Below are 13505 nucleotides of genomic sequence, written 5' to 3'. Positions count from 1 at the left end.
GAGCGCCGCTATGCGGCCTCTTGAACTAAGATCGGGGGGAGACAAAAGCGATGAAGGTGTCGAATGTAACGATGCGCCGGCGGCTTTTTGCCATATTGATCGTTGGAGTGGTTGCTTTCGCGGCGCTTGTGCTGCGGTTGGCATATGTACAGCTTTGGCAAGGGGAACAGCTTACGGAAAAGGCGGAAAATTCATGGCGGCGCGATATTCCGTACATGGCGAAGCGCGGAGAAATATGGGACCGCAACGGCGTCAAGCTTGCCTATAACGTCAGTTCGCCTACCGTATGGGCTGTTCTCGCCCAAGTGAAAGACAAGCCGGCTACGGCCAAGACGCTGGCTCCGCTTCTCGATATGACAGAAGAAGCGATTATGAAGCTGCTTAGCAAGAAAAAAACGATGCTGGTCGATCTAAAGCCGGGCGGTAAAAAAATGACGCTGGAGAAGTCGCAGCAAATACGTGAATTGGCGCTTCCGGGCATTGTCGTAGCTGAGGACAGCAAACGTTTTTACCCTTTTGGCAATCTGGCTGCGCATTTGCTCGGGTTTACCGGTATTGACAATCAAGGCCTTACTGGCGTTGAATTGAAATATAACGACAAGCTGACAGGCATTAAAGGGAACGTATCGTTTCTCTCGGATGCCAGAGGCAGGCAGATGCCGAATTCGTCGGATACATATGTCGCTCCAAAGCAAGGTTTGACGATGCAGCTTACGATCGACAAGCAAATTCAAGCGGTAATGGAGCGTGAACTCGATCAAGCAATGACGGCGCTTCAGCCGGACGGCATTATTGCCATTGCCATGGATCCGAACAACGGCGAAATACTTGGCATGGCGAGCAGGCCAACCTACGAGCCGGATAAATATAAGGAAGTGCCTAGCGAGGTTTACAATCGCAACTTGCCGATCTGGATGACGTACGAGCCCGGTTCGACGTTTAAGATTATCACGCTGGCTGCAGCGATCGAGGAAAAAAAGGTCGATTTGAAAAACGAACGTTTTTTCGATCCGGGAGCTATCGAGGTTGGCGGCGCAAGACTCCGCTGTTGGAAAAAGGGCGGACACGGCAGCCAAACGTTTCTGGAAGTCGTCGAAAATTCCTGCAACCCCGGCTTCGTAACGCTCGGCCAAAGACTTGGCAAAGAAAAGCTGTTCAGTTATATTAAAAATTTCGGCTTCGGGACGAAGACAGGCATTGATATTAACGGTGAAGAAAACGGCATTATGTTTAAAATGAATCAAGTCGGCCCGGTCGAGCTTGCGACTACAGCATTCGGCCAAGGCGTTTCGGTAACGCCGATTCAGCAGATTGCGGCCGTATCAGCCGCCGTCAACGGCGGTACGCTGTATAAACCTCACGTCACGAAGGGATGGATTAACCCCGAGACAGGAGCCGTTGTGCAGCAGACGGAGCCGGAAGCGGTGCGAACGGTCATATCTGAAGCGACCTCCAAGCAGGTCCGCGAGGCGCTCGAGAGCGTTGTCGCGCAAGGAACAGGTAAAAACGCGTTCATCGACGGCTATCGCGTCGGCGGCAAGACCGGTACGGCGCAAAAAGTCATTAACGGACGCTATTCTCCTAATGAGCATATCGTATCGTTTGTCGGATTTGCTCCGGCGGACGACCCGCAAATCGTTATTTATGTAGCGGTCGACAATCCGCAAGGCATCCAGTTCGGCGGCGTTGTCGCGGCTCCGATCGTGCGCAGCATTATGGAAGACGCGCTGACGATACTGCAGGTGCCTGCGCGCGAAAAGCAAATTGCGCGTGAATATGCTTACGGCGAGACGCCAATCGTTACGGTGCCGAACTTAGTAGGGAAAACGGTGTCCGATATTTACGAGGATATGAATATGAACTTCAATCTATCGTCCGCAGGGTCGGGCAATACGGTGATCCGGCAAGCGCCGGCGGCCGGCGCGCGCGTGGATCGAGGATCGACGATTCGAATATATTTGGGAGACGAGGATGATATATCCGACCCCCATTGACTATAATGGTAGTTGAAGCATAAAGACTAGGAGGCATCTATCATGCGATTAAGTGAATTGGCGGAACTTCTTATCACCGCTCGGCTGGACGGGGGCGGCGATACAACGATTACAGGCATCGAGACCGATTCGCGGCGCGTGGAGGCTGGCGATCTGTTTATATGCCTGCCGGGTCATACGGTAGACGGACATGATTATGCCGCTCTTGCAGCGGACAACGGCGCGGCAGCGATCGTAGCGGAACGGAAGCTTGATGTCGCTGTTCCGCAGCTGCTTGTTAAAGATTGCCGGGTTGCAATGGCGGTGCTGGCCGATCATTATTACGGGCATCCGAGCGCTGCGTTAGGCTTGATTGGCGTGACGGGCACGAACGGCAAGACGACGACAACCTATTTGATCGAACAAATATTGAACGACAGCGGGCATAGCTGCGGAGTAATCGGCACGGTTGAAATGCGCTATGCCGGCAAGTCCCAGCCGATGTCGGGAACGACGCCGGAAGCGCTGCAGCTGCAGCGCTATTTGGGCAATATGCGCGATGCCGGCGTAACGCACTGCGCGATGGAGGTATCGTCGCATGCGCTGGAGCAAGGACGGGTAAAGGGCTGCCGATTCCGCACAGCAGTGTTTACGAACTTGACCCAGGACCATCTGGATTATCACGGAACGATGGAAAAATATGCCGCGGCGAAAGGGCTGTTCTTCTCCCGTCTCGGCAACGTATATCCGGCCGATGCGACGCAACGCTCTTATGCGGTTTTGAACGCTGATGACGATGCTTCGGCTGCCTATGTGAAACTGACTTCGGCGGAAACTCTTACTTATGGCATCGACAATGATGCTGATGTGCTTGCGTCGCAAGTAACGATTACCGCAAAGGGAACTTCGTTCCACGTCCGCACGTTCCGCGGCGAAGCGGACATTACTTTGCAAATGGTCGGTAAATTCAATGTTTATAATGCGCTGGCTGCGATAACCGCTGCTTTAATCGAAGGGATTAGTCTGGATCGAATTAAAGCAAGCCTTGAAGCGCTTCCTGGAGTGCCGGGCCGGGTAGAGTCCGTGCAAGCGGGACAGGAATTTGCTGTCGTTGTCGATTACGCACATACTCCCGACGGGCTCGAGAACGTGCTGCGCGCCGTTAAAGAGCTTGCTCCGCCGCGCATTATATGCGTCTTCGGCTGCGGCGGCGACCGCGACCGGACGAAACGTCCGATTATGGGCTCGATTGCAGCCCGTTATGCGGACTATGTAATCGTTACATCAGATAATCCTCGTTCGGAGGATCCGCAGCTCATATTAGAGGACATCGAGGCGGGCTTAACGGCTGACAAAGTGGCGAAAGAACGCTACGAGCTGCTTGCCGACCGCCGCGCCGCTATTGAAAAAGCGGTTGAAATGGCCAGCCCCGGCGATGTAGTATTGATTGCGGGGAAAGGTCATGAAACGTATCAGATTATTGGAGGCGTAACACATTCCTTCGACGATCGTCTAGTGGCGAAAGAAGCGATAAGGGGATTATTACATTGATTAAACGAAATTTGGAGCAAGTTGCCGCCATGTGCGGAGCCAAATACAATAACCGTGACGCTGCCGTCCGAATCGAGGGCGTAAGTACCGATTCGCGCCGCGTTCAAGCGGGGCAGCTATTCGTGCCGCTTGTCGGCGAGCAGTTCGACGGTCATCATTACGTTGAGCAAGCTTTGAAAGACGGTGCAGCTGCGGCGATGTGGCAGAAGGGAATTGAAGTGCCGGAGTCATTGGCTGAAGCGCCCTTGCTGCTCGTCAAAGATCCGCTTAAGGCGTTGCAGCAGCTGGCTTCTTCCTATAGGGAAGAGCTGTATGTGCGCGTAATCGGCATTACCGGAAGCAATGGGAAAACGACGACCAAAGATATGGTCGCCGCAGCTCTCGGAACTTCCTACCGCGTTCATAAAACGGCGGGCAATTTGAACAATCACATCGGACTGCCTCTGACTGTGCTGCAATTGGACGAAGAAACCGATTGCGCCGTGCTGGAGATGGGGATGAGCGGATTTGGAGAAATCGAGCTGCTCACAAACATCGCGCGGCCGGATATTGCAGTCATTACAAATATCGGAGACGCGCATTTACTGCAGCTCGGCTCGCGCGAAGGCATTGCCAAAGCGAAGCTTGAGATTGCCCAAGGCTTGCAGCCGCGCGGCATTTTGCTTTACAACGGCGATGAGCCTCTATTGGCGGCGGAGCTTGCCAATATGGCGCTGCCGGAAGGCGTTCAGCTGCAAACTTTCGGTTTGCACAGCGACAATGACTGGTCCGCATCTCATATTGAAGTTGGGGCCGTATCTTCCTCCTTTAACGTTGTGCGCAAAGGCGAGACAATTAGCGACGCGGCTGAGCCGTTTACGATTCCGGTTCCGGGGCAGCACAACGTCAGCAATGCGCTGGCGGCGATTGCGATCGGACGCAGGCTTGGCATTTCGAGCGAGCAGCTGCGCGAAGGGCTTTCCGGGCTGGAGCTGACCGGGATGCGCATTCAACCGGTTCAAGCGTATAATGGGGCGATGCTGCTTAACGATGCATACAACGCCAATCCGACCGCCGTTCGCGCGGCGATCGATCTTGTTGCGCAGCTTTCTGGCTTCCGCAAAAAATGGATCGTGCTCGGCGATATGCTGGAGCTTGGCCCGGATGAAGAAGCGCTTCATTTTGAGACTGGCGCTTATATGACGCCGGCGAAAGCCGACGCTGTGCTGACGCTGGGCAGCCTGACGGCGAAGACAGCAGAAGGCGCAAAAACGCATTTTCCAGCAGATGCAGTCATCCATTTTGACGATAAAGAAAAACTTTCGGCTTGGCTGAAGGAACAAATTCAAGCTGATGATCTCGTTCTCGTAAAAGGCTCGCGAGGTATGCGTATGGAACAGATTGTCCAAACTTTGGAAGCGAGGTGAGGAAATGGACATGATGGTCATCTTATTTTCATTAGGAGCTTCATTCCTGCTAGCGGTACTGCTGGGACCATTGTTCATTCCTCTGCTTAGACGGATGAAGTTCGGACAACAGATTCGAACGGACGGCCCGCAAAGCCATTTGAAAAAAAGCGGGACGCCAACGATGGGCGGCATTATCATCATGCTGGCGCTGCTAATTGCATTCTTGAAATTTTCCGATAAGACAGCGGAATTTTGGGTGCTGCTGACCGCTTCGCTCGGTTTTGGACTTGTCGGTTTTCTTGATGATTATATTAAAATCGTATTCAAACGGTCGCTCGGCTTGACCGCGCGGCAGAAGCTGTTCGGTCAGCTGCTGTTCTCCATCATCGTATGCGCCCAGCTGTACAATATGAATCACAGTACCGTCGTTTCGGTTCCGTTAACCGATTGGGGCCTTGACCTTGGCTGGTTTTATTATCCTTTTGTCGTCATCATCTTGTTTGGTTCGAGCAACGCCGTCAACTTTACGGACGGCCTGGACGGCTTGCTGTCCGGAACGAGCGCAATTGCCTTCGGCGCATTTACGATTATCGCGCTGCAAGCTTCCGCGCATGAATCGGCCATTTTCTCTGCGGCAATGATTGGAGCTGTGCTCGGTTTTCTCATATACAACGCGCATCCTGCGAAAGTGTTTATGGGCGATACAGGCTCGCTCGGCATTGGGGGCGGCATAGCTGCCGTCGCGATTTTGACCAAGTCGGAGCTGCTGCTTGTCATCATTGGCGGCGTGTTCGTCTTGGAAATGCTGTCCGTTATTTTGCAGGTGACATCGTTTAAGCTGCGAGGCAAGCGCATTTTCAAAATGAGTCCGATCCATCACCACTTCGAGCTTGTGGGCTGGTCGGAATGGCGCGTCGTTACGGTCTTCTGGTCGGTTGGCCTGTTGCTGGCCGTGCTTGGCCTGGCGCTCGCTCGCGTATTCTAATATTTGGGCAACTTCGCCGCCGCCATGGGCCGGCGAAGTTGCTGTTTATCGTTATTGCTGCGTTCTACATAGATAAAGGAGCTGCTGACTTATGAACCATCCTGAAACATATCGCGGCCGCCGGGTCGTCGTGCTGGGCCTCGCGAGAAGCGGCGTTAGCGTTGCGAAAGTGTTCCACTCTCTAGGTGCGGACGTCATTGTAAATGATAAAAAAGAACGAGAATTGTGCCCCGAAGCGGACGAATTGACTGCTTTGGGCATTTCTGTGCTATGCGGTTATCATCCGGAAGATCTAGTAACGAAAGAAACGGCGCTGTTAGTTAAAAATCCGGGCATCCCTTATACGGCGGATCCGGTGCGCCGCGCCGAAGAGCTTTGCGTTGAGGTCGTAACGGAGGTAGAGGTTGCGTACTGGCTTTCGCCAGCTCCGATTATCGGCATTACCGGATCGAATGGCAAAACGACGACAACGACTTGGATCGGCGAGCTGCTCAAGGCTGCTGGCCTACATCCAATCGTAGCAGGCAACATCGGCACGCCTCTTTGCGAGGCGGCTGTTGCCGCTTCGGAGAACAATTGGATTGTTGCCGAGCTTAGCAGCTTTCAGTTGAAGGGTACAGCAGCTTTCCGGCCGCGTGTCGGCATGCTGTTGAACGTCGTTGAGACACATTTGGACTATCACGGCGGCATGGAAGATTATATTGCTTCCAAAGCCAAGCTGTTCGCGAATCAGACAGCAGAAGACGTTGCCGTGTTGAATTGGGACGACCCTATTTGCCGGGAAGCAGCGGCGGCAGCGGCGGCTCGTGTTTTACCTTTTTCGTTGTACGAAAGTCTCGAGAAAGGCGTCTGCATCGAACCGCCTTTCGTTCGCGGAGAGAGCGATAGCGATGGCGCAAGTGCAGCAGCCCGAAATATCGTATGGCGCCGCGAGGACGGTTCCGAGACGGTAATCGTTCCGGTTGGCGAGCTCGGCATTCCGGGCCGCCATAATGCGGCAAATGCGCTTGCTGCAATCGCAGCCTGCCTTAGTGCAGGAGCCGATCCGAATGCGTTTGTATCGGCGCTTCGCAGCTTCCGCGGCGTAGAGCACCGTCTTGAATATGCCGCTGAAGTGAACGGCGTTAAGTACTACAACGACTCCAAGGCGACGAATCCGACCGCAACGACGATGTCCGTTGGCTCGCTGAGCGCGCCAATTGTATTGATTGCGGGCGGTTTGGACAGAGGCTCCGATTATATGGAGCTGCTTCCGCTGTTCCGCGACCGTCTCAAGGGCCTTGTCGCGCTGGGAGAAACGAGAGGAAAGCTGGCTGCTGTAGCTGAGCTCGCGGGTTTAGCGAATGTTCGATTGGTCGAACCTGTAGAAGACGCTGAATCGACATTGCGCGAAGCAGTCCGGCAGGCGGCAACGCTTGCTGAGCCGGGCGATATCGTGCTGCTGTCGCCCGCATGCGCGAGCTGGGACATGTTTGAGTCTTATGAGCAACGCGGGCGCATTTTTAAAAATTCGGCGCATACCTTGTAAGTAGGGGGCTCGTCCCTACTTCCGCTTGCTAAGAGGTGTGTTCGCTATGGCCAAAGGCAGGTCCGCCCCGGACGTTTGGATGATCGTCTCGATTGCGCTCATTCTTGCCATCGGATTGGTAATGGTATACAGTGCGAGCGCCGTTCTCGCCTTTCATGAGTTCGGTGACAAGTTCTATTATGTCAAACGTCAGTTCATCTTCGCCTTGCTCGGCATCGGGGCGCTGATTTTTACGATGAACGCCAACTATTTGATCTGGAAAAAATGGGCGAGAATTGCGCTCATCATCTGCTTCGTCCTGCTTGTCATCGTCCTTGTTCCCGGTGTCGGCGTCGTGCGCGGCGGAGCCCGAAGCTGGCTGGGCATCAGTTCGTTCGGCATTCAGCCTTCGGAATTTATGAAGCTGGCGATGATTTTGTTTTTGTCCAAATGGCTGTCGGAAAAGCAGCAGACGATTACTTTATTTACGAAAGGGCTGTTGCCGCCGCTTGGCCTGGTCGGACTAGCTTTCGGCTTAATCATGCTGCAGCCTGACCTTGGTTCCGGCGCGGTAATGGTCGGCGCCTCGATGCTGCTTATTTTTACGTCAGGCGCAAGAATTAGCCATTTGGCATCTCTTGCCGCTGTCGGCGCAGTAGGAATGATCGGGCTTATTATTGCGGAGCCATACCGTCTAAACCGTATAACCGGCTTTCTAGATCCATGGGCAGACCCTCTCGGTAACGGCTATCAGATTATCCAGTCGCTGTATGCGATTGGACCGGGCGGGCTGGTTGGTCTTGGACTCGGCATGAGCAGGCAAAAGTTCAGTTATTTGCCTGAGCCGCAAACCGATTTTATTTTCTCGATTGTTTCGGAGGAGCTCGGGTTTATCGGTGGAGCTGCATTAATTACACTGTTTGCCATCCTCGTATGGCGCGGCATCCGTGCCGCGATATCGGCTCCCGATACGTTTGGCACGCTGCTCGCGGTAGGCATTACAGGCATCGTCGGCGTACAGGTGCTGATTAATATCGGCGTTGTCATTGGGGCGATGCCGGTTACGGGTATTACGCTTCCGCTTGTGAGCTACGGCGGGTCGTCATTGACGCTGCTGCTGACGGCTCTCGGCATTTTGCTAAACATTTCTCGCTATTCGAGGTAACGCGCATACCGCAAAGCCGCATACGGTTTGTTGCAATGGTCGACATGAGCCCCATTTGACGGCGGCTCATGACGTCCATTTTGTGTTTGTGAAAGCTTATTAGATGTTTATTAGTTGTCAGTCGCAAAGTCAGGGCATGAATGATCGCGGCCCCCGAGGCCGCTGAAAGATATAGAGGGCAATAGGCCTTATCCATGCTAGAATATAGATTGAAAGAAGCTTCAAGAAATGGGCTGCTGTCACACTCGGAGCACGCAGGGCATAAGATACTCTATAAATCGTGACCGTCACCCTGTCGGGCCGGTTAATGCCAGCGCAGCGAATCCCGGCGCCATACGGCGCCAGTGAGACAGCGAATCCGTTCTTCACCAAGGAAGCACAAGGAGGTACGACCAAATGAAACCATTTATCTCCGAACTGGAGCAAGCGAACATTGGCGAGCTGCTGTTCAATGAACCAATGGCCAATCATACAACGTGGAAAATTGGCGGTCCCGCCGATCTTCTTCTTATTCCAAAAGGCAAAGACGAACTCGTGTCGGCGATCCGCATCCTTCATAAGCATAGTATTTCATGGACCTCGCTCGGTCGCGGCTCCAACATGCTGGTGAGAGACAAAGGCATTCGAGGCGTTGTTATTAAACCGCGTGACGGGCTGGATTATGTGCGTTTTGAAGACAATCTCGTTCATGCCGGAGCAGGCTATTCCTTTATTAAACTTGCTGTTATGACGGGCAAGAATGGGCTTTCCGGACTGGAATTTGCAGGGGGCATTCCCGGAGCGGTAGGCGGAGCCGTCTACATGAACGCGGGCGCGCATGGATCGGATGTGTCACGTATTTTTAGATCAGCTGACATTGTGCTGGAGACAGGTGAAGTGGTTCGTTTTGAACGGGAGGATATGCAGTTTTCGTATCGCCATTCCATTCTTCACGAGAAGAAGGGGCTCGTTCTGGAAGCGACCTTCGAGCTAACCGAAGGAGACCGTAAGGAAATTACAACTGCTATGAACGCGCATAAAGAGAGACGGCTTCGCACGCAGCCTTTGCAATTGGCAAGCTGCGGCAGCGTATTTCGCAATCCGACGGGCGATCATGCCGCTCGGCTAATCGAAGAGGCAGGCTTGAAGGGCGCGCGCTTTGGTGGCGCGGAAGTTTCCGAGCTTCATTCCAATTTCATCATTAACACAGGGCAAGCGACAGCTGAAGATGTTCTCACCCTCATATCACATATCCAAGCAACGATTCAAGATCGGTACGGCATTGCGCTTGTGCCGGAAGTATTGGTGGTGGGTGAGCGGTAATTCGGAGGTGATACATTGGACAAATTGGTGATTGAAGGCGGGAAACCTCTCTCAGGATCCATTGTTATCCAAGGAGCGAAAAATGCCGCTTTGCCGATATTGGCAGCAAGCTTGCTCGCAGAAGGCACTACGACGATTGATCATGTGCCGAAGCTGCTCGATATCGAGGTCATGCTTAACATTTTACGCGAATTAGGATGCCGCGCCGAGCATAATGGGAATACGGTCGTCATAGATACGGATACCGCTCATACCTCTCGTGTGCCGGAGTCGTTGATGGGGCAAATGCGATCGTCTATATTTTTAATGGGTCCATTGCTTGCGAGGTTTGGAGAAGCACAAGTCTATCAGCCGGGAGGCTGCGCGATCGGTGAGCGAAAGATCGATCTTCATTTGCAAGGGCTTGAAGCGCTTGGCGCGGAAATAGAGGAAGCCGGGAATCGTATTATTTGCCGCGCCGGTAAGCTATTCGGGGCTGATATTCATTTGGCGTTCCCAAGCGTCGGCGCGACGGAAAATATTATGATGGCCGCTGTTCTGGCGGAAGGCCGAACGACGATCAGCAATGCGGCTAGGGAACCGGAAATTCAGGATCTGCAGCGGTTCCTCAACGCAATGGGCGCGAAAATTATTGGCGCAGGCACGGATACGATTACGATCGAGGGGGTACAGTCGCTTACGCCGTGCCGGTATAAGGTTATTCCCGATCGAATTGTAGCCGGCACGATAATGGTCGCCGCTGCTGCCACGAGAGGCCAGGTTACGCTGCAAAATACAAATCCAGCGCATTTGACTTCATTAATACATGTGCTGCGCCGGGCTGGTGTTCAAATCGCCGTAGACGGTGATATAATTAAAGTCGGCAGCGCTGCTAGAGCCAAATCGGTAGAGCGGATTGTCACAGCTCCTTATCCGGCGTTTCCGACCGATTTGCAATCTCAGGTCATGGTGCTTCTGACGCTTGCAGACGGAGTCAGCATTATGAAAGAGACGATTTTTGAAAGCCGTCTGAAGCATGTCGATGAATTGTCGCGTATGGGCGCGGATATTCGAGTCGATATGAATGCGGCCATCATTCGCGGCGTTCCAAGACTTTACGGTGCGACGGTTGAAGCGACCGATCTTCGAGCAGGAGCGGCTCTTGTTATTGCCGGCCTTGCGGCCCAAGGGAAAACGGTCGTAGAGCAAATTCATCATATCGACCGCGGCTACGATCGAATCGATTCGATGCTTACCCGGCTCGGCGCGCGCATTACGCGTCAGTCTCCGGTACCGAACAACCTAACGAACTAATACCTTGAATCGTTACATTCAATAACCGGATCCCGCTAAACTTGCGGGACCGGATGCTTTTGCCGAAGGAAGGGACAAGCGATGAGCGCGCAGATGCCTGTGCTGAAACAACCGGAACGCCGAAGAAAAGGCAGCCGCAAGCTGCTGTCAATTCTCTTTTTGCTATTTGCGGTACTTCTTGCCGTGCTTTTTTTCAATTCTTCCATCAGTAAAATTTCAGTCATCGACGTTACGGGTTCCGTTAACGCAACGAAAGCGGAAATCGTCGGCGCGGCGGATATTGCAATAGGAGACGCTTTTTTTGGAGTTGCCAAAGAGACGCTGGAAAAGCGTGTTTTGAAGGTAAAGGCTGTGCAGGAAGCGACGGTTGTCAAACAATTTCCGGGCTCGATTACCATTTCGGTCAAGGAATATCCTGTTGTTGCGTTTGAAATTGGACCGGACGGCCAAATGACGGCCATTATGTCCAATGCGACCAGCGTATTGGCTGCAAGCGGAGAGGCGCTGCTGGACAAGCCGGTACTTTCCGGCTGGAAGGCAGATGACCCGAATAAGGCGGAATTGACGAAGCAGCTTGGGACGATCTCAGCGAAACAGCTTTCCGATCTGTCGGAAATCATTCCGTATCCTTCCAAGGCATATCCGGATCGGATCAAAATGTATACGAGAACGAAATTTGAGGTTATTACATCAGTCTCGCTGCTTTCAGAAAAGATTGAAGCGCTTAATGCGGTAATCGAATCGCAGGAGCCAGGCAAGATTACGATGCTTTTAGCCGACACGTATGTTCCGTTTGATGGAAATTCTACTGAAAATATGGAAACTGACTAAAAATAGACTACTCAATAGGTAGAAAGAATGGTAGAATTTTAATTATATCTTTAGCTTTGATTGCCATGACACAATCGAAACGATTAGCGCGGTCCCAGCGCACTTCGTATCTAAAAATAGAGTGCTGAAAATTTTGTAGAAAAAAGAGGGAAAATATCAACTGCGTTGAATATGTAGAAAGACGTTTTTCATTTTTTTAGTCCTGAATACATTTCGAAGCGCTAAATATTATTAGTTGAAACGGAGGTGCCGCGGGTTGAGCAGCAACGACATCATCGTCAGTTTGGACATCGGTACATCCAAAGTTCGTGCTATTATTGGCGAAATCAATAACGGAGCCATTAATATTATTGGAGTTGGATCTGCCGACTCGGAGGGTATTCGCAAAGGTGCAATTGTAGATATTGACCAAACCGTTCAATCAATTCGCAATGCGGTGGAGCATGCGGAGCGAATGGTGGGCATTCAAATATCAGACGTCTATGTCGGCATTCAAGGGAACCATATTGCATTGCAGACGAATCGTGGCGTAGTTGCCGTATCCAACGAGGATCGTGAAATAGGCGAAGAAGATATCGAACGCGTTATTCAGGCTGCGAAAGTAGTGGCGTTGCCGCCTGAGCGTGAAATTATTAATTTGGTTCCTAAGCAGTTTTTAGTGGACGGGCTTGAGGGCATTTCGGATCCGCGCGGTATGATCGGCGTTCGCCTTGAGGTGGAAGCGACGATTGTAACAGGGGCAAAGACAGCTATACATAATTTAATGCGTTGCGTAGAGAAAGCTGGTCTTCGAATTAAGAGCGTCATATTAATGTCGCTCGCGTCGGGCGTTATGTCATTGACGAAAGACGAGAAGACGATCGGAACCGTGCTGACGGACATCGGAGCAGGTTCGACTACGGTTACCATTTATGAGCAAGGCAGTATTGCGGCTACGTCTACGCTGCCAATCGGCGGCGAGTATGTGACAAATGATATTGCTTACGGTCTTCGGACGCAAAGCGAGCAAGCGGAGAAAATCAAGCTGAAGTACGGCTGCGCTTTTGTCAGCGATGCTGCGGAAGAAGTAAAATTCAAAGTGACTCGCATGGGCAGCAACTTGGAAAAGGAATTTTCCCAGGTTGACCTTGCGAGCATTGTTGAACCGAGGATGCAGGAAATTTTTCAGCTTGTGCGTCAGGAAGTTCGTCGTCTCGGCTATGGCGATAAAGTAAATGGATACGTATTGACCGGTGGGTCGGTGACTATGCCTGGCACGCTTGCATTGGCGCAGGCTGAGCTGGAATCGTCTGTGCGTATCGCGCTGCCGGATTATATCGGCGTACGCGATCCCGCTTTCAGCAGCGGAGTCGGCATGATTCAATACGTCTCGAAATATATGGGGTCACGCGGAACAAGTGCAGTGAAGAAAACGACAAACCGCAAGACGGGTTCCACCGCTTCATCCAAACCCGGTATGTTCGAACGTTTAAAAAGCATGTTTAACGAATTTATTTGATCGGGGGATAAG

The 13505-nt window shown here is 52.4% G+C and carries 10 protein-coding genes; all 10 read left to right on the top strand.

The annotated features are described in order from the left end of the window. Nucleotides 1-50 precede the first annotated feature (50 nt). The 10 genes from GOM71_RS09690 to ftsA all read left to right on the top strand — a co-directional run bounded on the left by GOM71_RS09690 (nucleotide 51) and on the right by ftsA (nucleotide 13493). Nucleotides 51-1994 carry a stage V sporulation protein D gene (locus tag GOM71_RS09690; protein WP_156280380.1) on the top strand — a complete coding sequence of 648 codons (1944 nt, stop codon included), beginning with the start codon at nucleotides 51-53 and terminating at the stop codon, nucleotides 1992-1994. Nucleotides 1995-2036: 42 nt separating this feature from the next. Next, nucleotides 2037-3524, top strand: a complete 1488-nt coding sequence (locus GOM71_RS09685; RefSeq protein ID WP_156280378.1) for a UDP-N-acetylmuramoyl-L-alanyl-D-glutamate--2,6-diaminopimelate ligase — start codon at nucleotides 2037-2039, stop codon at nucleotides 3522-3524. Beyond that, a complete protein-coding gene (locus GOM71_RS09680; RefSeq protein ID WP_156280376.1) occupies nucleotides 3521-4930 on the top strand; it encodes a UDP-N-acetylmuramoyl-tripeptide--D-alanyl-D-alanine ligase in 1410 nt (469 codons plus the stop codon). Before GOM71_RS09685 ends, GOM71_RS09680 begins: the two co-directional genes overlap by 4 nt. Before the next feature lie 4 nt (nucleotides 4931-4934). Further along, a complete protein-coding gene (gene mraY, locus GOM71_RS09675; RefSeq protein WP_156280374.1) occupies nucleotides 4935-5897 on the top strand; it encodes a phospho-N-acetylmuramoyl-pentapeptide-transferase in 963 nt (320 codons plus the stop codon). A gap of 91 nt (nucleotides 5898-5988) precedes the next feature. After that, nucleotides 5989-7425 carry a UDP-N-acetylmuramoyl-L-alanine--D-glutamate ligase gene (gene murD, locus GOM71_RS09670; RefSeq protein WP_156280372.1) on the top strand — a complete coding sequence of 479 codons (1437 nt, stop codon included), beginning with the start codon at nucleotides 5989-5991 and terminating at the stop codon, nucleotides 7423-7425. Nucleotides 7426-7471: 46 nt separating this feature from the next. Then, nucleotides 7472-8569 carry a stage V sporulation protein E gene (gene spoVE / locus GOM71_RS09665; RefSeq protein WP_156280370.1) on the top strand — a complete coding sequence of 366 codons (1098 nt, stop codon included), beginning with the start codon at nucleotides 7472-7474 and terminating at the stop codon, nucleotides 8567-8569. Between the two features lie 396 nt (nucleotides 8570-8965). Continuing rightward, nucleotides 8966-9871 carry a UDP-N-acetylmuramate dehydrogenase gene (murB, locus tag GOM71_RS09660; RefSeq protein WP_156280368.1) on the top strand — a complete coding sequence of 302 codons (906 nt, stop codon included), beginning with the start codon at nucleotides 8966-8968 and terminating at the stop codon, nucleotides 9869-9871. A 15-nt stretch (nucleotides 9872-9886) separates the two neighbouring features. After that, the gene (murA, locus tag GOM71_RS09655) at nucleotides 9887-11164 is read left to right on the top strand and encodes a UDP-N-acetylglucosamine 1-carboxyvinyltransferase (RefSeq protein ID WP_156280366.1); all 1278 of its coding nucleotides are present in this window, start codon (nucleotides 9887-9889) and stop codon (nucleotides 11162-11164) included. 81 nt (nucleotides 11165-11245) lie between these two features. Continuing rightward, complete coding sequence (locus GOM71_RS09650) at nucleotides 11246-11995, top strand: cell division protein FtsQ/DivIB (protein WP_156280364.1); 750 nt, start codon at nucleotides 11246-11248, stop codon at nucleotides 11993-11995. Between the two features lie 256 nt (nucleotides 11996-12251). After that, nucleotides 12252-13493, top strand: coding sequence for a cell division protein FtsA (gene ftsA / locus GOM71_RS09645; protein ID WP_156280362.1), 1242 nt, complete (start codon nucleotides 12252-12254; stop codon nucleotides 13491-13493). The last annotated feature ends 12 nt before the right edge of the window (nucleotides 13494-13505 follow it).

This window comes from Paenibacillus sp. NEAU-GSW1 (genome assembly GCF_009737085.1).
GTDB lineage: Bacteria > Bacillota > Bacilli > Paenibacillales > Paenibacillaceae > Pristimantibacillus.
The sequence above is the reverse complement of the archived record's forward strand: the minus strand, read 5'-3'. Positions and strand labels throughout refer to the sequence as shown.

Bases quoted from the DNA above. Each gene is read 5' to 3' on its own strand.
- murB (WP_156280368.1), top strand. From the start codon at position 8,966: ATGAAACCATTTATCTCCGAACTGGAGCAAGCGAACATTGGCGAGCTG.
- mraY (WP_156280374.1), top strand. From the start codon at position 4,935: ATGGACATGATGGTCATCTTATTTTCATTAGGAGCTTCATTCCTGCTA.
- spoVE (WP_156280370.1), top strand. From the start codon at position 7,472: ATGGCCAAAGGCAGGTCCGCCCCGGACGTTTGGATGATCGTCTCGATT.
- GOM71_RS09650 (WP_156280364.1), top strand. From the start codon at position 11,246: ATGAGCGCGCAGATGCCTGTGCTGAAACAACCGGAACGCCGAAGAAAA.
- GOM71_RS09685 (WP_156280378.1), top strand. From the start codon at position 2,037: ATGCGATTAAGTGAATTGGCGGAACTTCTTATCACCGCTCGGCTGGAC.
- GOM71_RS09690 (WP_156280380.1), top strand. From the start codon at position 51: ATGAAGGTGTCGAATGTAACGATGCGCCGGCGGCTTTTTGCCATATTG.
- murD (WP_156280372.1), top strand. From the start codon at position 5,989: ATGAACCATCCTGAAACATATCGCGGCCGCCGGGTCGTCGTGCTGGGC.